Below are 20,150 nucleotides of genomic sequence, written 5' to 3' on the forward strand. Positions count from 1 at the left end.
CTGTTCACAGCTCCTTGCTGGTAGAAAGTGGAACCATCCTAGACCACTCCTCCGTCAGTTTTTGTCAGGAGTGAAACGCTCGTGTTCATCCTGGTCGAACAGCTTGCGCCATTGCCGTAGCAGGTCGCTGCGCCGGCCCGGATAACGCTCGCCCTGCTCCCGGGCCGTGGCGATACGATCGGTGCGAAAGGTCCGGAAGGCCTGGCGCAACTCACACCAGGCGACCACCACCCGCGCCTCGTTCATAAACCCCAGGGCCAGGGGCCAGATCAGCCGCTGGCTGGGCACCTTGTTCACGTCGGCGTAGTCGATGTGCAGCTTGGCTTGCTCACGAATGGCCTGGCGAAACACATTCAACGGCACCGCATTGTCCGGGTAGCCATAACCGCGCGGCCCAGGCAGCAGGGTCGGATTGCGCAGGGCCTCCTGGGCGGCCGGCGCCAACACCGCGGCGATCTTGGCCAGGGCATCGGAGGCGGCCTTGCTCAGCACCTCGTCACCGCGTTGATCGACATATTGCAGGCCGAGCACGATGGCCTCGGTCTCATCGGCATTGAGCATCAGCGGCGGCAGGAACAAGCCGCTGCGCAAGACGTAGCCGACACCCGCCTCGCCCTGGATCGGCGCGCCGAGGGCGCTGAGTTCGGCGATATCGCGATAGACCGTGCGCTCGGAAATCTCCAGCTCGCGGGCCAGGGCCGCGGCGGTGGCCGGACGGCTTTTGGCGCGCAAGACCTGGAGCAAGGTCAGTAGGCGCGAAGTGCGGGACACGGTGGGCGACCTCTGGCTGGGAGAAGGACCGCAGCTTAGCAGAGCCTCCTGTCAGCAATTGTCAGGAGCACAGCGGCTTGTCGCCATCCGAACGGGTGCCCGGTGGCCAAGGCCGAACACAGCTTTGTGGGAGCGGTGTTCGGTCATGATTGACGTGTTACGACTTCAATCTTCAGAAGTATCGACCTCGCCTCTTCTCACCCGCTTGGCAAACTCGGTTTCAATGCCCTGCGCCAGTATCCGCGCCTGACCTCGCCAGTCCTCACGCTCGACCCGCCCTGGAAAGCTGAAGTAGTGCTCTATCCAGTGCACCTGCGGCTCTGTCCATTGGGCGATCTGGGAAAATCGGTAGATGCCCAGCTCGTGCAGCAGCGCTTCATTTTTATGGCCCACCCCTGAAATCAACTTCAGGTTATCGAGTGTCCCGGTGGGTTTTTCCATGACCAGCGGACGGCTGCCTATACCCGCCGCATCGGTGACCGCCGCCCGGGTTCCGGGCCTTGAGCCCGCGGTGCTGGTGGCGGCATCGGCCGCCAGCATGGAGCGAATCCAGGCACTGAGCCAGCAACCGACCAGGTAAGCAGCAAACAACAGCAAGGCACTTTCCAGCCATAACCCAGCACGCCCTGGTAACAACTTGAGCACGGCGGCAACCACGCCGATGGCAAAGATCCATAACGCCGCATGCAACCAGCCGGCGACCCAGTGGACATGGGGTGCGGTCTGACTGGCGAGCCAGCCCACCAGCAAGCCGAGGATCCCGGCCAGCAGCATCCAGCCCCAATACTGTTCAAGTAAATAACTCATGATGGTTGCTCCTGGTTATTTAGCGTCAGTCGGGGCGGTCATAGTGCTGTCATCCATTACCTTTATTTCTATCCGACGATTTTGTGCCTGGCCTTCTGGCGTGTCGTTGGACGCCACCGGATTGGCTTCGCCAAATCCCGCGGCTTTCAAGTGTTGCGGGGTCACGCCATGTTGAGCCAGATAAGTGACGACGGCTTCGGCCCGACGCTGGGAAAGTCCCAGGTTGAAAGCGGCCTTGCCGGTGTTGTCGGTGTAGCCATCGACTTCGAACTGCTCGTCGGGACACTGTTTGGCGGTGGCCACCAGCGCATCCAGCGCCGTTTGCGAAGCCGCTGACAAGATGTCCTGGGCCGTGTCGAACAGCACTTTGTATTGATTCAACGCAGCAGCGAATTGCTGTTCGCAGACCTTGGCATCGACAGCGCCGACTGCACTCGGTGGATTGGCCAGGGGCTCTTCGGCAAGGGGTGTTGTCGGGGCGGGCGGCGCGGCGGGGACTACTTCGGGTGGGCGGCCAATATCGCTATCGGCCGGTGTCACGGGCTGTTCGCCCAGGGTGCCGACAACTTGTCTGACACCATAGGTTTGATCAGCCGTGTCACGGGTTTGTGATGTTGCATTGGGCAGGGTCACGTCACGTCCGGCGACAGCAACGGGAGCACGATCAATTGCACTCCCCACGCGGGTCTGCAAATCCTGTTCGACTTCAGGCGTTGTTATCCAAAGTGCAGCCAACCACAGCAAAGCGAGTAACGGTAAACCCCACCACCATTTTTTCGAGCGAGCCATTTGTCTTCTCCTTAACGTAGAAAAACCAACGGACTGCGAAAAATGCTGTAGCAGGTGATAATCAAGTGTAGGTAATAGTCGCGGACCGTCAATATAACGACCATTACTATCGGGCGCGTCAAAATAATGTTCCGCTCAACCAGATCGCCGATGCCCGGCAATCTCTGGGCAGCGGCGAAGAGTGGCAACGCTCGCGTTGATCAATCCTGGATAAAGCGCACGCCAGGTTTGGCCCGCTCGTCCACCTGCAACTCGAACACATCCGGGCGCGCGTAGTGGCCGGTGACGTCGAAGTCATAGCGGGCGCGGACCAGTTGCTCGGTGTCGATCTGCGCGCTCAACAGGCCCGCCTGGCCGACCAAGGGCCCGGCCAACACCTCGCCCATGGGCCCGACAATCAGGCTGCCACCGTTGATCAACGGCCGCTGCGCCGGCCAGTTGGCCACCTCGATGCCCAGGTCCTCTGGCGAAGGCTGCACCTGGCAGGCGGTGACCACGAAGCAGCGGCCTTCACAGGCGATATGGCGCATCGTGACCTGCCACATCTCCCGCTCATCCACCGTCGGCGCACACCAGACCTCAACGCCCTTGGCATACATGGCCGTGCGCAGCAGCGGCATGTAGTTTTCCCAACAGACCGCCGAACCGATCCGCCCGGCCTTGCCCTCTACCACGGGCAAGGTCGAACCATCGCCCTTGCCCCAGATCAGCCGCTCGGTGCCGGTAGGCATCAGCTTGCGGTGCTTGGCCACCAGTCCAGCCTGGGGCTCGAAGAACAGCACCGTGCAATACAAGGTAGACCCCGCGCGCTCGATGACCCCGAGCACCAGGCTCGCCCCGGTGCGGGCGGACAACTGCGCCAGGGCGTCGGTCTCGGCGCCCGGTACATCGATGGCATTGGCGTGATAACGAGCGAAAGCCTCACGGCCCTCGGGCAACCGATAACCCAACTGGGTGCCGAAGGTTTCGCCCTTGGGGTAGCCACCCAGCAAGGCTTCGGGCATCACCACCAGGCAGGCGCCGGCGTCGATGATCGCGCGCTCATAGCCAAGGATCTGTTCCAGGGTGTCTCCCTTGCCTCCCGGCAGGGAACCGATTTGCAGCGCGGCAACGATGGACTTGGGCATGACATGAACTCCATGAAGGTGTGGTGCCGATTGTCATGGCAGCCCGGATCATGAATAAAGCCACTTTCAGAACTGAATGATATGAACAGGATAAATATCACACTCAAGGAAAGACAAGACACCCTCTACCCGCCCATTGCCCAGCAAAGACGAGTCTGAAGATGAAACTTGAGGGATATCCAGGTGCTATCACCTGTCTGTGACCGGATACCGACAAATTTTCTACATTCGAGGCTTCATGATTTATCCGTCTCGCTCGTCCTTATCCAGGAGAGCCGACATCACATTCCTGATCAGACTTTGAAAAGGAGTTTTTGCATGTACGACCAGCACAGGTCAACGGACGGTAATTCTTTGCAACGCGATCCTTCCTACAGCTCGGGCGCCATGTTGGCCAAACCTGCCGAACGCGGCGGCAATAACCGCATCCGTCAGTTGCTCAAACACTTCGGTTTACGCACCAGCCTGATCCGGCTCAAAGTCATCGACGCCCTGCTGAGCGCCGGCGAAGACAATCGTCGGTTGGGTGTGCGCGGGGTTCACAGCTATTTGCTGGAACTGGGCATTCCCTTGTCCTTCCTCAGCGTGCGCGAGGTGCTCAAGCGCCTGTGCAGCGAGGGCGTCGTGGTACTCAACGCGGACAAGAGCTACAGCCTGCACCCGGATGCGACCGCGATCCTGGCGTTACAGGACGCCACGCCGCAGGCCGCGGATCTCGGCAACTGAGTTCAGGGCTTGACCTTGCGTCGCATCACACCGTTGATTATCACCACGAGCACCGCCACGCCAATGGCGATGTACTGGAACAGCTTCTCGCTGATGACCCCGGTGTTTTGCAGATAGGACAGGCCGAACATGATCCCCAGCACCACCAGGGAAATCAGAATCGAGTATTTCAAGCGCTGCGATTGAGTCATTACCTATTCCTGAAAGTTAAAGCCTGAAGCCGTCAATGTATCCAGTTTGTATCAGAATACATACCAACAACCTACAAAGGCCGATGAATGAAACGACACAAACGGGGTCTCATATTACAGCCGGGGAAATGTTTTAGCTTCCCGGCTTCACCCATGAGGATTTATCCATGTTTCGTCGAATCACACTGCTGATTCCCCTGCTGATCGTTATGTCCCTGAGCGGTTGCATCATCCTTCCCGGTGATGGAGGCTGGCACGATCATGGCCATCGTTACTATGGTGGTGGCGGCTACTATCGCCGCTGATCGCCGCTACCGGGGACGGTAATCAACCGTCCCCTCACCGCCCAAACCCGTTACCCGGTCGGGTACAGATCTCCACCAGCCAATCGACAAACACCCGTACCCGCGCCGACATCTGTCGATGCGGCGGATACATCGCGCTCAATGGCAATCCGGGCGCAGGGTACTCGCGCAACACTTCGCACAACTGGCCACTGCGCAGCTGTTCGACCACGTGGTAGTAGGGAATCTGCACCAGCCCATAACCGGCTTCACACGCCGCCAGGTAACCGTCGGCACTGCTGACCGAGAGCCGCTTGGGCAGGTCGATCGCCTGCAATTGCCCGTCGTGCTGGAACTCCAATCCGAAGCGCTTGCCGGTCACGCTGGAAAAATACTCGACCATCCGATGCCCCGCCAGATCCGCCAGCGAGGTCGGCATGCCCATGCGTTCGATATAGGCCGGACTGGCACAGGTCACTTGCTCGACCCGCACCAACGGCCGGGCCACCAGCGAATCGTCAAGGGCCAGGCCGCCACGCAGCACGCAATCGATACCGTCGCGGATCAGCTCCACCGGCCGGTCATTCAGGCCGATTTCCAACTCGATCAGCGGATAACGCTCGGTGAACTCAGGCAATACCGGGATCACGATCAAGCGGCCGATACCCGCCGGCATATCGACCCGCAGGGTGCCGCGCGGATTCTCTCGGGCCGTGGAAAACACCGCCTCGGTTTCCTCCAGGTCGGCCAGCAACCGCACGCAGCGCTGGTAATAGGCCGCGCCATCGAGGGTGGTGCTGACCTGGCGGGTGGTGCGGTGCAGCAACTGCACGCCCAGATGCGCTTCCAGTTGTTTGACCAGCACCGTCACCGAGGCCCGGGGCACTTGCAGGCTGTCGGCGGCCTTGGCGAAACCGCCCAGTTCGACGATTCGGGTAAAGACCCGCATGGCGTGGAAGCGATCCATCGGCCCTCCATTATTGGGATTTTACGAATAGTGATAGCGCTTTTAGCCGGTTTATCGCGCTTTTGTCGAGGTCCACACTGCAGGAAATCCCACAGGAGCCACACCATGCACACTCGTCAACTCGGCAAGAACGGCCCGCAGGTCTCCGCCATCGGCCTCGGCTGCATGGGCATGACCGATTTCTATACCACCGGCAGTGACACCCGCGAAGCCACCGCGACCCTGCATCGAGCCCTGGAGCTGGGCGTGACCCTGCTCGATACCGCCGACATGTACGGCCCCCACAGCAACGAAGAACTGATCGGCCAGGCCATCGCCGGCAAACGCGAGCAGGTGTTCCTGGCCAGCAAGTTCGGCATCCTGCGTGACCCGGCCAAGCCGGCGTACCGAGGGGTCAGCGGCAAGCCGGAATACATTCGCACGGCCATCGATGGCACCCTCAAGCGCCTCGGCGTGGAGACCCTGGACCTGTACTACCAGCACCGCATCGACCCGGACGTGGCCATTGAGGAAACCGTCGGCGCCATGGCCGAACTGGTCAAGGCCGGCAAGGTTCGTTACCTGGGTTTGAGCGAGGCCTCGGCCGAGACCCTGGAGCGGGCCCATCGAGTGCATCCGATCAGTGCCCTGCAAAGCGAATACTCGTTGTGGAGCCGCGACCAGGAGGACAACGGCTGCCTGGCCGCCTGCCAACGCCTGGGGATTGCCTTTGTGCCCTACAGCCCATTGGGGCGCGGTTTCCTGACCGGCGCGCTGAAGAGCCCGGACGACTTTGCCGCCGATGACTATCGTCGGTTCAGCCCGCGCTTCCAGGGCGAGAACTTCGCCCGCAACCTGCGGCTGGTGGAGCAGGTCCAGGCATTGGCCGCGGAAAAAGGCGTGACGGCCGGGCAACTGGCGCTGGCCTGGGTATTGGCCCAGGGCGACTACCTGATCCCGATTCCCGGGACCAAGCAGCGCAAGTACCTGGAAGAGAACGTGGCAGCATTGGATGTGAAGCTGAGCCCGGCCGAGTTGCAGGCCCTGGAGGCGATTTTCCCGGCGGGTGTCACGGCGGGGCTGCGTTATCCGGAAGCGGTGATGCAGGGCCTCAATCGCTGAGCAGCCGTCCGTAGAACCCTGACCACGAGAACACAACGGCACCTAATGTGGGAGCGGAGCTTGCCCGCGAAGCTTTTAGCGGCCTCAAGGGCCTCTTCGCGGGCAAGCTCCGCTCCCACAAAAGCTCCAGCTCACCGCCCATACAAGCTCCGCTCCCATACAACCGTCTCTCCAACATCGGGAATGAGTGCCATTCCTCAAAAATCGCGCTTGTAGAAAATATCCAGGGAACTGGCCACGCCACTCGCCGCCTCCAGATACACGCGCTTGCTCAACAGATAGCGCAAGGCGATGGTATTGGCCGGTTCGAACACCCCCACCCCATAGCGCAAGCTCAGCTTCTCGCTGATCTTGCCGCTGGCCACCACCGCCGTGCTGCTGCCACTGCCCTGGGTATCGAGGGCAAAATCCTCGATACCCAGGTTCTTCGCCAGGTCGCCGGTCAATCCGGAACTGCCCATCAAACCCAAGCCCAACGCCGCCTGGGCCAGCATATTGCTGTCTTCGCCGGTGGTGCTCAACGGCCGCCCCAACACCAGGTAGGACAGCGCCTGCTCCTGGCTCATGGCCGGTTCCGAGAAAATCTGCGTGGTCGGTTGTTCAGCACTGCCGCTCAAGCGAATACCGGCGATCACGTCACCGGTCTGGCGAATCGCCTCGATATCCAGATAAGGCTGATCGATGGGCCCGGCAAACAGCAACCGTGCCCGGCGGATGGTCAGGCGCTGGCCATAGGCACTGTAGCGTCCGTCGTTGAGCCGCAGCTCGCCACGGGTGTCGAGGTTGTCACCGATATGCACCTGCCCCTGCAAGTCGGCGCTCAGGCCGAAGCCGTTGAAGCTGAGTTTGTCCTCCCCCACCAGCACGTCGATATCCATGGACATCGTCAGCGGCGTCTTGCCCGCTTCGGTCTGATGGCCGACGATCACCGTGTCGTCCGAGACCTTGACCGTCGACGGCGGCAGCTCACGCACGGTGATCGCGCCCTTGGGCACATGGACCTTGCCGGCAATCGCCAGCTTGTCGCCGTGCATCGACAGCGTCAGGTCCGGTGCCACTTCCAGCGCCGCATAGGGCTCGACGCTGACCGGCAACTGCGAGCCCTTGATCGCCAATTCCAGCTGCAGCGCATCGGTCCAGTCGATGTGCCCGCTGAGGCTGCCGTGCCCGGCATCGCCGCCGGTCCAACGGCCCTTGAGCTGGACGTTTTCCCCGGCAATCTGCGCCTGTACCTGCAAGTCCTTGACCGTGGTGGGCACTTCCGCGCCGGAAATCTCGCCGCCACTCAGGGTCAGGTTGCCGTTGACCTTGGGCGCCAGCAAGCCACCAGACAAACGCCCGCTGCCATCCAGGCGCCCGGCCAGGGTCTCGACCTTACGCACGAACGGCCGGGCCACGCTGAGGTCGAGGCCACTGAGGCGGAAATCGCCAGTCAGGGGCTTATTCTTCACCAGAGGATTGATCTGCGCCTGGAGCATCAGTTCGCCGAGTTTGCCACCGCGAAAATCCACCAGCGTGTCGACCCGTCGCGGGGTCAGGTTGCTGGTCAGTTTGAGGGTCTCGTAGGGGAAATCCAGCCACTTGCGCCGTTCGCGCAGGCGCAAGGTGCCGCCGCTGGCATCGATCATGATCTGCCCCTTGGGGCCGCTGGCCGGCAGGTCCAGTTGCAGATCGGCATTGAGCCGGCCCTGCCAGGCGAAGTCGCGGGGCAACCATTGCCCCAGGCTCTCCAGGGGAAACTGCTTGAGGTGATAACGCAAACGCGGCTCGGGCATCAGCCGCTGATCCTCGCCACAGAGGCTGGCCTGCCCCGACAGCCAGCAGTGGCTGCCGAAGTTCAGCCGGCCATCGGCGAGGTATTCGAGTTTGGCCGGATTCTGCAGTTTCCAGTCCTGGCCGCCGGTCTGTACATCGCCGGAGACCAGGCGTCCGCGCCAGTTGCCTTTGTCGAGGGCGCCGTCCAGGTCCAGGGCCAGCTTCAACAGCGGCCCTTGCAGATCGAGTTGCGCCTGCTGACGCTTGAGATCGCCCTGCCCTTGCAAGGTCAGGGTGCCCAGGGCCGTGTCGCCGACCTGGATACCGTCGCCCTTGAGGTCCAACCGGCCCCGTTGGGCGCTGTCGAGGTTGGCCTCGAGACTGAAGTCCCGCAGGCGGTTATCGGCGAACAGCAGTTGCTGGCCGTGCAGGCTGACCTTGCCTTGCGGCGCCTTGAGGCTGCCGGCGAGATCGACTCGACCTTTGACCTGCCCACGCAATTGCGGCCAGAGCTGGCCCAGGCGCGGCAGGTTGAGATCGAGCTGCCCGGCCAGGCGTTGTTGCAGACTGCCGCTGCCCTGGATGCGGTTGTCGCCCAGGCGGATATCCAGGGCGCCGAGGGTCCATTGCGCGCCTTTGCCGCTGGCCTTGGCCTGGAGCTGCGCCGGTTGCCCGCGCAGTTTGCCCTTGAGGTCGATATTGGCCTCAAGGACAAGCTGCTGGTTCTTCAATTCGCCCTTGCTGCGCAGCGGCCCAGCCAGGGTCCCGGGCAACTCCGCCAGCCAGTACGCCGGGTTGAGTGCACTGAGGTCCAACGCGCTGTCCCAGGCGATACCGTCGGCAAATTGCAGGTTCAGGTGCCCGCTGGCCTTGCCCTGCCCCGCCGTCAGTTCAAGCTGCGGCAGGGCGATCTGTTTCAGGTCGCCACTGAACGGCGTCAGCAGGCTGAACTTGCCCGCCGGGCCGTCGAGGTCGGCCTGGACATAGCCCAGGTAGTTGCCATCGCGGTAATGCACTTCGCCGATCAGGGTCCGTGCCTTGACCGCCGGCTCCTCGATCAGCGGGTACAGGCGGTGCCAGGGGAAGTCCAGCCAGTCGACCTTGGCATCGGCGCTGAAGCCCTTCTGCCAGTCCAGTTCGGCGCTGAGTTTCAGCCGCTGCCTGGCATCGGCCGTCAGGTCCAGCGCGGCGATCTGTGCGCCCTGCGCATCGACCCGAGCTTGCAGGTTCAGGTCGACGGAGCCTTGTTCGGCCGGCAGCACGGCTTTGCCCTGGAGCTGATAACCGTCTTTCAGGTTGCCGCTGCCCGTGAGTTCAAGCTGATTGAGTTGCAAGGTATCGGGCAAATCGGCGCTGGCCTTGAAGCCATCGGCACTGATTCGCACCCGGGCCGGCAGGTGCTCGGCCAGGGCCTCCAGTTCGCCGGTCAGTTGGCCCTGCAGATAACCGCTGCTGTTGGCCTTGAGCTTGAGGGTCTTGAGCAGATCGCCCTGCACCTCCAGCGCCAGGGCCCAAGGCACGCCGCCCGGCGCCGGCAACAGCAACTTGCCCTCGGCCGTCAGTGGCCAGTCGCCGCTCGGTTGCAGCAGCCCGGACAGGTCCAGGCTGAGGTCATCGTGCCGCAGATGCACGGTATCGATCTGCAAGCCCTGGGCGGTCCAGTGCGCGGCCAGTTGCAACTCCTTGAGCTGCTCGCTGCCATCGAGCCACAGGCTGCCGATACGCACCTGGCGCAACTCGATCGCCACCGGCAATTTCAGCGTCGGCAAGCTCAGCGGCCCGCTCTCGGCCGGCGCGCCCGGTTCGAACCGCAGCTCGACCCGATCGACTTCCAACTGATCGACACACAGCACAAAGTGCGTCAGGCACAGCGGTGACCAATTGAAACGCGGCTGCTGCAATTCGACCCGATTAGCGCCTTGTTGCCAGAGCAAATAATCGGCACGCCACTGGCCACCCAAATGGCCCTGGAAATTTTCCACGCTCAAGCCCGGCACTTGCGCCAACGCCCAACGACTGCCGACCTGGGTTCCCAACAGCAACCCCAACGACACCAGCAACAGCAGGATCAGCAAGACAACCGCCAGGCCGAGTACTTTCAAACCCCGCTTCACAACTCAGGCCCCATGGAAAAGTGCAAACGGATACCGCCGGGATCGTCCAGCGCATGGGCCAGGTCGAGGCGGATCGGCCCCACCGGCGAAACCCAGCGCACGCCGATGCCGACGCCGGTCTTGAGGCTTGGCAAGTCCAGGGTGTTGAACGAGTTGCCCTGGTCGACGAAGGTCGCGACCCGCCATTTCTCGGCGATGGAATATTGGTATTCAAGACTGCCGGCCACCATGTAGCGCCCACCGACGCGGTCACCCTCGGCGTTTTCCGGCGACAGGCTCTGGTAGTCGTAGCCGCGCACGCTCTGGTCGCCACCGGCGAAGAAACGCAGGGACGGCGGCACGTTCCTGTAGCCGTTGGTGGCGCTGCCACCGAACTGGATCCGACCAAGGAAGCGATGGTTATCCCAGACCGTGGTCAAGCCCTTGAGCGTCGCCGTGCCGTACAACAGGTTATTGTCCGAGGCCAGGCCTTCCTTGGCGACCTTGCTGTCGAACTCCAGACGATAGCCGTGGTGCGGATCGATACGGTTGTCGCTGCGCAGGTAAGAATAATTGATGCCTGGCATCAGCAAAGTACTCAGGCCCGAGTCATCGCCGAGGCGATACTCCTCACGCTGCCACTTGAGCGAAATCACCCGCTGCCAGCCGCTGGGTAATTTGCTGTGCCATTCCGGGCCGATGGTGAACAACTTGCTCAGGCTGTCGGTATTGGCGATTTCTTCGTACTGGTAGCCGGCGGCCCAACGCAGCTTGTCGGTGAGCGGCGGGTCCAGCGGATGGTCGTACCAGAGGCCGATATTCTGCCGGGGCGCGGACACCTCGCTTTCAATGCCGTAGCTGTCACCCTGGGCATTGACCCAGTGGCGGGTCCAGTTGGCCTTGACGCGGGGCCCGACGTCAGTCGAATACCCCAGGCCCAGGCCCATGGTGCGCGGCTTACGGGTATCGAGCTGAACCTCCACCGGAATCACCTGCTCCTTGGCCGCCATCGGGGCCGCGTCCACCCGCACGCCTTCGAAGTAGCCGCTCGATTGCAGGGCCTGGTTGAGCTCGGCAATCAGTTCGGAATCGTAAGGGGTTCCGGCCTTGAACGGCACCATGCGATGCAGCAGGTCTTCGTCGAAGGGGGTGTCACCGGCGAAATGCACCGGACCCAGGGAATAGCGCGGACCGCTGTCATAGATCAGCTCGATATCGGCGATGCCCGCCTGGGGATCGACGATCAGCTTCTGACTGATAAAGCGTCCGCTGAAGAATCCGTAGCGCGAGGCCTGGTTGAGGATCAGCCGCTTGGCGTCCTCGTAGTGCCCATGGTTGAGCACGGCACCGGGTTTCAGGGTGTCACTCTTGGGCACCCGGAAAGCCTTGAGGCTGGCGGCCGGGCCTTCGATGCGCACGGTGACGTTGCGCAGGTGCACCGGTTCGCCGGGGTCGATGCTGAGGATCAGCCGGGGCGTCTTGCCGGCTTCGACTTCAGTCTCGATCCGCGGCTGATAATAGCCGAGCGCCTGGGCGGCCTTGCGTGCCTGCTCCTGCGCACCGCGGCTGAAACGTCGCAGGGCATTTTCGCCACGGTTACCGAGGCTGCCAATGTAGCCTTCCACATTGGCCTTCAACTCGTCATTCGCCGGCTTGACCCGTACATCGAGTTCACTTTGCGCCAGGGCCGCGATGCTGCAACAAAGCAGGAGCAAACCGCCGGTCAATCTTAGGGGAAACATCATAGGCGCGGATGCTATCACGGGCTGGGTTAAGGCCGTCATAGAACGCGAAACCGACCGGAAAGTTCGACAGTCAAGCCATTGCTGTTTGTAACACCTGTGGATTGGCGTGATAAAACACGTGCTCGCGGATCGGTCCCACCGCCACCTCACCAATGTCCTCATAGCCCTGGCGCTTGTAGAACTCAAGATAGCGCGGGTTGCCGGTATCGAGCACCACGCCTTGGGAGTGCGGGTCCTCGGCGCACCAATTGTGCACCGCCGTCAGCAGTTGCTCACCATATTGCTGGCCCTGAAATTGCGGGTGGATACCCAGCAACGGCAGCACATGCACCGAATCCGACGGCAGACTCGCCAGCACCGCCTGCTGGTACTCCAGGTAACGGCGGGTACAGCGAAAACCGGTGCTCAGCACCATGCGCATGCGCCAGACCCAGCTTTCGGTAATGTCCAGGCGACGCTGTGGCGGGGCGATCAGCGCAATGCCGATCAGGCGGTCGTTGACCAGCAGCCCGATGGCCGGCAGATCCTCGAGAAAGTGCTGCTTGACCCGCTCGCGCACCGTGGCCCGGACCCGCTGCTCGTAGCCCGGGCGCTCGGCCTCGAACAGATAGGCAAAAGTCGGCTCATGCCGATAGGCCTGGTACAACAGGGAACGCGCTTCCCGTGAATAACCGCCGTCGAGCAAATGGATTTGGGCGGTGATCTCTGGCAGATCCGACATGGCGATCCATCTCCCTGGCCGCGGCGCCTGCCGCGACGATTTGAGAGAACGTTAGCAGTGCATCGGTACTCCCGCCACGCTGGCCGTCGCCGGACTTGTCGGCTAGCATCGCTGTTTTGCCAGGATTGCCGCCCATGAAAATCGTCTCGTTCAACATCAACGGCTTGCGCGCCCGGCCCCATCAGTTGGCGGCGCTGATCGAGAAACACCAACCGGACGTTATCGGCCTGCAGGAAACCAAGGTCTGCGATGAGCAGTTTCCACAGGCCGAAGTCGAAGCCCTGGGTTACCACGTGCATTTTCATGGTCAGAAAGGCCATTACGGCGTGGCACTGCTCTCGCGCCAGGCGCCGCTGAGCCTGCACAAGGGTTTCGAGGGCGACGATGAGGAAGCCCAGAAGCGTTTTATCTGGGGCACCTTCGCCGATGAAAACGGCACGCCGGTGACCATCATGAACGGCTACTTCCCCCAGGGCGAAAGCCGCGACCATCCGACCAAGTTCCCGGCCAAGGAACGCTTCTACCAGGACCTGCAACAGCTGCTGGAAAGCCAGTTCAAGCAGGACCAGCCGCTGGTGGTGATGGGCGATATCAATATCTCCCCGGAAGACTGCGATATCGGCATCGGTGCCGACAACGCCAAGCGCTGGCTGAAAACCGGCAAGTGCAGCTTCCTGCCGGAAGAGCGTGAATGGCTGGCCCGCCTGAAGAACTGGGGCTTGGTGGACAGCTTCCGGCACCTGTACCCCGAGGTGAATGACCGCTTCAGCTGGTTCGACTACCGCAGCCGCGGTTTTGAAGACGAGCCCAAGCGTGGCCTGCGGATCGACGTGATCATGGCCTCGAATGGTTTGCTGTCACGGGTCAAGGCCGGTGGGGTTGACTATGAATTGCGCGGCATGGAAAAGCCTTCCGACCATGCGCCGATCTGGCTGGAACTGGGCTGATTCGGCGTTCGGGCTTGAGGGCCTCTTCGCGGGCAAGCTGCGCTCCCACAATGTCCGGGGCTGACCGAGAGTTTGCGGTGTGACTCGGTCCCTGTGGGAGCGGAGCTTGCCCGCGAAGAGGCCAGAACAAACACCATCACCGCTACAGATGGCTCACCCCACCCTGTCATTTAGCTGCAACCCGACTGACTTATTCTTGCAGCACTCTGACCCACAAAAGGTGCAGGCCCCATGCTGCGCGCGCTCTCACTGCTGATCCTCTGCGGTCTCCCCGCCCTGACCCTGGCGGCCCTGCCCGCGCCGCCCGACGACGGCCCGGCGCTGCGCATCCAGGGCTCCAACACCATCGGCGCCGACCTCGGGCCGGCGCTGGTCAAGGGCTGGCTCGAAGAACAGGGCCTGCACGGCGTACACCTGGCCAATACCGGCAAGGACAACGAACAGCGCGTGCTTGCCACCACCGAACAAGGGCGCCGGGTGCGGGTCGAAGTCGCCGCCCATGGCTCCAGCACCGGTTTCAGCGCCCTGAAAGCCGCTACCGCGGACCTCGCCGCCTCCTCACGCCCCATCAAGGAGGCGGAACTGACTGACCTCGCCAGCCTCGGCGATCTGAAAAACCCCGACGCCGAGCAAGTCATCGCCATCGACGGCGTGGCGATTATCCTGCACCCACAAAACCCGTTGAGCCGACTGAACACCGAAGAGCTGGCAAGCATCTTTTCCGGCGAAGTGAAAACCTGGGAAGAACTGGGCGGGATCGGCGGTGCCATTCACCTCTATGCCCGCGATGAAAAGTCCGGGACCTGGGACACCTTCAAGGAACTGGTACTGGCCCGTCACGGCAAATCCCTGGCCACTGGCGCCCAGCGTTTCGAATCCAGCGAACAGTTGTCCGACGCGGTCAGCCAGGATCACCAGGGGATCGGTTTTATCGGCCTGCCCTATGTGCGCCAGGCCAAGGCCCTGGCCATCGTCGATGGCGATTCGCAAGCGATGCTGCCCCTCGCCAGCCTGATTGCCACCGAGGATTATCCGCTGTCGCGACGACTGTTCTTCTACTTGCCGCCCAACCGCCAGAACCCTTGGGCCGTCTCCCTGGTGCGCTTCGCGCAAAGCCCGGCGGGCCAGGCGATTGTCGCCGGCAACGGGTTTGTCGCGCAGACGGTGCAAGCCATGCCAGTGACTCCCGGCCCGGCAATGTCGCCGGAATACCAGGCACTGGCGAAAGAGGCGCAGCGGCTGTCGGTGAATTTTCGCTTTGAGGAAGGTAGCGCCAGCCTGGACAACAAGGCTCGCCAGGATGTGCTGCGGGTCCTGGATTACCTGCATGCCCAGGGTAAGCTGAACAAACAGGTGACCCTGGTGGGCTTTGGCGACGCCAAGAACGATCCGGCCCGCGCCGCCCTGTTGTCCAAGCTGCGGGCCATGGCGGTACGTCGGGAACTGGTGAAGGGCGGCGTGGTGTTTCGCGATATCCAGGGCCTCGGTGCGCAGATGCCGGTGGCGGCCAACACCGCGGATGAAGGCCGCATCAAGAACCGCCGGGTCGAGGTCTGGGTTTACTGAGAGCGGCACTCTCAGAGCACGGCGACATGTGTGGGAGCCGGCTTGCCGGCGATGAGGCCCTTGAGACTTGCATCGCCCTCACCGGCCTCATCGCTGGCAAGCCAGCTCCAACAGACGCAGGTCTCAGCGTTCCGAGCGCATCATCTCGCGCGGCACATATTTGCCGATCTCGTATTTGCCGATCGCCGCCCGGTGCACTTCATCCGGGCCGTCGGCCAGGCGCAGGGTTCGTTGCATGGCGTACATATAGGCCAGTGGGAAGTCGTTGGAAACCCCGGCCCCACCGTGGATCTGGATCGCCCGGTCGATCACCTTCAAAGCCACGTTCGGCGCCACTACCTTGATCTGCGCGATTTCGCTTTTCGCCACCTTGTTACCGGCGGTGTCCATCATGAAGGCCGCCTTCAGGGTCAGCAGGCGCGCCATGTCGATCTCCATCCGCGAATCGGCGATCTTGTCGATATTACCGCCCAGGCGGGCCAACGGCCGGCCAAACGCAGTACGGTTGACCGCGCGTTTGCACATCAGCTCCAACGCCCGCTCGGCCATGCCGATGGAACGCATGCAGTGGTGAATCCGGCCCGGGCCAAGGCGACCCTGGGCGATCTCGAAACCACGGCCCTCGCCCAACAGCACGTTTTCGTAAGGTACCCGCACGTTCTCGAACAGCACCTCGGCGTGACCGTGGGGGGCGTCGTCGTAACCGAACACCGGCAATGGACGAACGATCTTCACCCCGGGGGTATCCACCGGTACCAGAATCATCGAGTGCTGCTGGTGACGCGGCGCATCCGGGTTGCTCAGGCCCATGAACACCAGGATCTTGCAACGCGGATCGCAAGCACCGGAAGTCCACCACTTCTTGCCGTTGATCACCCACTCATCACCCTGGCGCTCGGCGCGGGCGGCCATATTGGTGGCGTCGGACGAGGCCACGTCCGGCTCGGTCATGGCGAACGCGGAGCGGATCTCGCCGCGCAGCAGCGGCTCCAGCCAGCGCTGCTTCTGTTCTTCATTGGCATAACGCACCAGCACTTCCATATTGCCGGTGTCCGGCGCCGAGCAGTTGAACGGCTCCGGCCCGAGCAGCGAGCGGCCCATGATTTCCGCCAGGGGGGCATATTCCAGGTTGGTCAGGCCGGCGCCCAGTTCGGACTCCGGCAGGAACAGGTTCCACAGACCTTCGGCCTTGGCGCGGGCCTTGAGCTCTTCCATGATCGCGGTGGGCTGCCAGCGATCGCCTTCGGCGACCTGGCGTTCGAACACTGGTTCGGCCGGATACACATAAGCGTCCATAAACGCGGTCACACGTTCACGCAGTTCCTGAACCTTGGGCGAATAAGCGAAATCCATGGGCAGCTACCTTCTTGAGTAGGTGGTCGGGGTCATGAAATCGATGCTAGTTCAGCTACGAAAATTTACCAAAGCTATTCTCGGCGTGTATTAACATTCATCACCGATATATGATCGGTTGATCGAACCCTAACAATAAGAGCGCCGCGAAATGAATCTGAGCAAGGTCGACCTCAACCTTTTCATCGTCTTCGACGCCATCTATACCGAAGCCAACCTGACCCGCGCCGGGCAGATCGTCGGCATCACCCAACCGGCGGTGTCCAACGCTCTGGCCCGCTTGCGCGAGACCTTCAACGACCCGCTGTTCGTGCGTACCGCCCAGGGCATGGTGCCGACGCCAATGGCCCAGAACATCATCGGCCCGGTGCGCAATGCCCTCTCGCTGCTGCGTATTTCGGTGCAGGAAAGCCGGATCTTCAACCCATTGCAGGCGAACAAGACCTACCGCATCAGCATGACCGACCTGACCGAGGCGGTGATTCTGCCGCCGCTGTTCCAGCGCCTGCGCCGCCTGGCACCGACGGTGGCGATCGAGAGCTTCCTCTCCAAGCGCCGCGAGACCACCAAGGAGCTGGCCGCCGGGCGTATCGATTTCGCCGTCGACGCGCCGCTCAACACCGACCCGCAGGTGCGGCATGTCAAGCTGATGGAAGACCGCTATGTCTGTGCCATGCGCAAGGGCCATGCGCTGGCCGGCAAGGACAAGCTGACCCTGGACGATTACATGGGGCTGACCCACATCCATATCTCCAGCCGGCGCAATGGCCTGGGCTATGTCGACCTGGCCCTGGGCAAGATGGGCATCCAGCGCAAGATCGCCCTGCGTTCGCAGCATTACCTGATGGCCTCGCAGGTGTTGCAGCAGACCGACATGGTCATGACCGTGCCGGAGCGCTTCGCCCGCCGCCATGACCTGCATTACTTCCAGTTACCAGTCAATGACGTGCCGCCGGTGGAAACCCACCTCTATTGGCACGAAAGCACCGACCAGGATCCGGCCAATCGCTGGATGCGCGAGCAGATGATCGAGCTGTGCCAGCAGGTCACCGCCCATGAGAAGAAACTCGACAAGGCCTGAGCCAGGGGGCAATGCAATCTGAATGCATGCCCTGTGGGAGCGGAGCTTGCCCGCGAAGGCGGCCTTAAGATCGCTAAAAGCTTCGCGGGCAAGCTCCGCTCCCACACAAGCACGGTGTCGGGGCCACCATCGCGAGCAAGCTCGCTCCTACATCAAGCCTGATCTGCTTGACGTTTACGTCAAGCAGCCTTTAGCTTAGCGCCATGACCTTTCTCGAGCGCTTTCATGAGCAGCCAGACCTACAGCATTTCCGATCTCGCTCGCGAGCTCGACATCACCACCCGGGCCATTCGTTTCTATGAAGAGCAAGGCCTGCTCAGCCCTGAACGAAAGGGCCTGGAACGCATCTACTCGGCCCGGGACAAGGTGACCCTGAAACTGATTCTGCGCGGTAAGCGCATCGGCTTCTCCCTGGCCGAATGCCGCGAGTTGATCGAGCTCTACGACCCCAGCAGCGGCAACCAGAAGCAGCTCAACAGCATGCTGGCGAAAATCACCGAGCGTCGGGCGCAGCTGGAGCAGCAACTGCTGGATATCGAGCAGATGCAGCTGGAACTCGACACCGCCGAGGAGCGCTGCCATCAGGCCCTGGCACAGACCCTTGAAACCCAGATCCCCCTGTAGGAGCCGGCTTGCCGGCGATGGGGCCCTCGAACCCTGCGTTGCCTGTACCGACGCCATCGCCGCGGCGCGGCGTTCCGACCAGCCGGCTCCCCCCCCCCCTCTTTGCGCAAAGGTATCCCCATGTCACTACCCAGCCACGTACGCCTGATCGAAGTCGGTCCCCGCGACGGCCTGCAGAACGAAGCCCAACCCATCAGCGTGGCCGACAAGGTCCGCCTGGTGGACCGCCTCACCGACGCGGGCCTGGGCTACATCGAAGTCGGCAGCTTCGTCTCACCCAAATGGGTACCGCAGATGGCCGGTTCCGCCGAGGTCTTTGCCCGGATCCAGCGCAAGCCCGGGGTCACCTATGGCGCCCTGGCCCCCAACCTGCGCGGTTTCGAAGACGCCGTGGCCGCCGGGGTCAAGGAGGTGGCGGTATTCGCCGCCGCGTCCGAAGCCTTTTCCCAACGCAATATCAACTGTTCCATCCGTGAAAGCCTCGAACGTTTCGTGCCGATCATGGATGCCGCCCGCCAGCACGGCGTAACGGTGCGCGGTTACGTGTCCTGCGTGCTCGGCTGCCCCTATGAAGGCCCGGTCGCCGCCGAACAGGTCGCCGTCGTGGCCCGCGAGCTGTATGCCATGGGCTGCTACGAAGTGTCCCTGGGCGACACCATCGGCACCGGCACCCCGGGCGCCACCCGGAGGATGTTCGAGGTGGTCTCGGCCAGCGTCCCCCGGGAAAAGCTCGCCGGGCATTTCCACGACACCTACGGCCAGGCCATGGCCAATCTCTACGCCAGCCTGCTCGAAGGCATCCAGGTCTTCGACAGCTCCATCGCAGGCCTCGGCGGCTGCCCCTACGCCAAGGGCGCCAGCGGTAACGTCGCCACCGAAGACGTGCTCTATATGCTCAACGGCCTGGGCATTCACACCGGGGTTGACCTGGATCGGCTGCTCCTCGCCGGCCAGGAAATCTGTGCGGTGCTGGGACGTGTTACTGGCTCACGGGTCGCCAAGGCACGGCAGGCGGGATGAATGTGTCCGGGTGTTACCGTCTGGAAACATAAACGAGTAACACGGAAACAGATTCACGACACTGCCCTTTGCCGAAGGTTCACGAAAAATATCAAGCCATTGATTTTAAAGGATTTTAAAAAGTTGGCACGCCACCTGCTATATCTCTTGCATAACAAGAATAAAAAGCGGCAAACCCATAAAAATAAGACGTACCGACTCTGACATAACAAAAACAACACGGCAGAGACGCAGCTAACCGATTTTTTTGGAGAAGGTGTGCTTTCAGGGAACCCTCGGGTCACCCGCAACCGGACAGAGAACAATAAAACTACCTCAAGGTAGCTACGGACTGGTTGGATCACCTGATAAAGCAGATCAGCGCTCAAAAAAATATGTTTGCTCTTTGACCCCGGATGGGGGTCACCTAAACGGCGAGAAAGGGTCACGGTTGACAAAAACAACAACAGACCGCCCCTCAATAACAAGAAAAGAGCATACAA

General features: G+C 62.0%; 18 protein-coding genes. 8 read left to right on the top strand and 10 right to left on the bottom strand.

Annotated elements, in window-relative coordinates; genetic code table 11:
* Nucleotides 1-54: 54 nt before the first annotated feature.
* From AC07VG_RS31010 to AC07VG_RS31025, 4 genes are all read right to left on the bottom strand, one after another.
* On the bottom strand, nucleotides 55-771 hold the full coding sequence (locus AC07VG_RS31010; protein ID WP_495003806.1) for a helix-turn-helix transcriptional regulator: 717 nt from the start codon (nucleotides 769-771) through the stop codon (nucleotides 55-57).
* Nucleotides 772-936: 165 nt separating this feature from the next.
* Nucleotides 937-1,578 carry a helix-hairpin-helix domain-containing protein gene (locus tag AC07VG_RS31015; RefSeq protein ID WP_495022413.1) on the bottom strand — a complete coding sequence of 214 codons (642 nt, stop codon included), beginning with the start codon at nucleotides 1,576-1,578 and terminating at the stop codon, nucleotides 937-939.
* Nucleotides 1,579-1,593: 15 nt separating this feature from the next.
* Entirely contained in the window at nucleotides 1,594-2,367 is a 774-nt protein-coding gene (locus tag AC07VG_RS31020; RefSeq protein WP_495003808.1) for an OmpA family protein, read from the bottom strand.
* Nucleotides 2,368-2,567: 200 nt separating this feature from the next.
* A complete protein-coding gene (locus AC07VG_RS31025) occupies nucleotides 2,568-3,494 on the bottom strand; it encodes a carbon-nitrogen hydrolase family protein (RefSeq protein WP_495003809.1) in 927 nt (308 codons plus the stop codon).
* Between the two features lie 318 nt (nucleotides 3,495-3,812).
* Here AC07VG_RS31025 and AC07VG_RS31030 point away from each other — a divergent pair, with 318 nt between their 5' ends.
* Nucleotides 3,813-4,220 (top strand): fe2+ zn2+ uptake regulation protein, encoded by a 408-nt coding sequence (locus tag AC07VG_RS31030; protein ID WP_495003810.1) that lies wholly within the window; start codon nucleotides 3,813-3,815, stop codon nucleotides 4,218-4,220.
* A 2-nt stretch (nucleotides 4,221-4,222) separates the two neighbouring features.
* Here AC07VG_RS31030 and AC07VG_RS31035 read toward each other — a convergent pair whose 3' ends face one another.
* Complete coding sequence (locus AC07VG_RS31035; protein ID WP_495022414.1) at nucleotides 4,223-4,411, bottom strand: hypothetical protein; 189 nt, start codon at nucleotides 4,409-4,411, stop codon at nucleotides 4,223-4,225.
* A 167-nt stretch (nucleotides 4,412-4,578) separates the two neighbouring features.
* Between AC07VG_RS31035 and AC07VG_RS31040 the strand changes: the two genes are divergently transcribed.
* Entirely contained in the window at nucleotides 4,579-4,716 is a 138-nt protein-coding gene (locus AC07VG_RS31040; protein ID WP_495003811.1) for a hypothetical protein, read from the top strand.
* Between the two features lie 34 nt (nucleotides 4,717-4,750).
* Here AC07VG_RS31040 and AC07VG_RS31045 read toward each other — a convergent pair whose 3' ends face one another.
* Entirely contained in the window at nucleotides 4,751-5,662 is a 912-nt protein-coding gene (locus AC07VG_RS31045; RefSeq protein WP_495003812.1) for a LysR family transcriptional regulator, read from the bottom strand.
* 105 nt (nucleotides 5,663-5,767) lie between these two features.
* Between AC07VG_RS31045 and AC07VG_RS31050 the strand changes: the two genes are divergently transcribed.
* Nucleotides 5,768-6,763, top strand: coding sequence for an aldo/keto reductase (locus AC07VG_RS31050; RefSeq protein ID WP_495003813.1), 996 nt, complete (start codon nucleotides 5,768-5,770; stop codon nucleotides 6,761-6,763).
* Between the two features lie 197 nt (nucleotides 6,764-6,960).
* Here AC07VG_RS31050 and AC07VG_RS31055 read toward each other — a convergent pair whose 3' ends face one another.
* The 3 genes from AC07VG_RS31055 to AC07VG_RS31065 all read right to left on the bottom strand — a co-directional run bounded on the left by AC07VG_RS31055 (nucleotide 6,961) and on the right by AC07VG_RS31065 (nucleotide 13,077).
* Entirely contained in the window at nucleotides 6,961-10,632 is a 3,672-nt protein-coding gene (locus AC07VG_RS31055; protein WP_495003814.1) for a translocation/assembly module TamB domain-containing protein, read from the bottom strand.
* Nucleotides 10,629-12,356: an autotransporter assembly complex protein TamA gene (locus AC07VG_RS31060; RefSeq protein ID WP_495003815.1), complete on the bottom strand. Its 1,728-nt coding sequence runs from the start codon at nucleotides 12,354-12,356 to the stop codon at nucleotides 10,629-10,631. Before AC07VG_RS31060 ends, AC07VG_RS31055 begins: the two co-directional genes overlap by 4 nt.
* Before the next feature lie 70 nt (nucleotides 12,357-12,426).
* Nucleotides 12,427-13,077: a GNAT family N-acetyltransferase gene (locus tag AC07VG_RS31065; protein ID WP_495003816.1), complete on the bottom strand. Its 651-nt coding sequence runs from the start codon at nucleotides 13,075-13,077 to the stop codon at nucleotides 12,427-12,429.
* A 134-nt stretch (nucleotides 13,078-13,211) separates the two neighbouring features.
* On the opposite strand from AC07VG_RS31065, the gene xthA reads away from it, so the two are divergent.
* Both xthA and AC07VG_RS31075 read left to right on the top strand, forming a co-directional pair.
* Complete coding sequence (gene xthA, locus AC07VG_RS31070) at nucleotides 13,212-14,024, top strand: exodeoxyribonuclease III (RefSeq protein WP_495003817.1); 813 nt, start codon at nucleotides 13,212-13,214, stop codon at nucleotides 14,022-14,024.
* A gap of 231 nt (nucleotides 14,025-14,255) precedes the next feature.
* Entirely contained in the window at nucleotides 14,256-15,590 is a 1,335-nt protein-coding gene (locus AC07VG_RS31075; RefSeq protein WP_495003818.1) for a substrate-binding domain-containing protein, read from the top strand.
* 123 nt (nucleotides 15,591-15,713) lie between these two features.
* Here the strand turns inward: AC07VG_RS31075 and AC07VG_RS31080 are convergent, their stop codons facing one another.
* Nucleotides 15,714-16,943, bottom strand: coding sequence for an acyl-CoA dehydrogenase (locus AC07VG_RS31080; RefSeq protein WP_100943900.1), 1,230 nt, complete (start codon nucleotides 16,941-16,943; stop codon nucleotides 15,714-15,716).
* A 151-nt stretch (nucleotides 16,944-17,094) separates the two neighbouring features.
* Here AC07VG_RS31080 and AC07VG_RS31085 point away from each other — a divergent pair, with 151 nt between their 5' ends.
* From AC07VG_RS31085 to AC07VG_RS31095, 3 genes are all read left to right on the top strand, one after another.
* Complete coding sequence (locus tag AC07VG_RS31085; RefSeq protein ID WP_495003819.1) at nucleotides 17,095-18,024, top strand: LysR family transcriptional regulator; 930 nt, start codon at nucleotides 17,095-17,097, stop codon at nucleotides 18,022-18,024.
* 225 nt (nucleotides 18,025-18,249) lie between these two features.
* Nucleotides 18,250-18,648 carry a MerR family transcriptional regulator gene (locus tag AC07VG_RS31090; protein WP_495003820.1) on the top strand — a complete coding sequence of 133 codons (399 nt, stop codon included), beginning with the start codon at nucleotides 18,250-18,252 and terminating at the stop codon, nucleotides 18,646-18,648.
* Nucleotides 18,649-18,768: 120 nt separating this feature from the next.
* Complete coding sequence (locus AC07VG_RS31095; RefSeq protein WP_495022415.1) at nucleotides 18,769-19,668, top strand: hydroxymethylglutaryl-CoA lyase; 900 nt, start codon at nucleotides 18,769-18,771, stop codon at nucleotides 19,666-19,668.
* The last annotated feature ends 482 nt before the right edge of the window (nucleotides 19,669-20,150 follow it).

The organism is Pseudomonas sp. GW821-FHT03C07 (assembly GCF_059420925.1).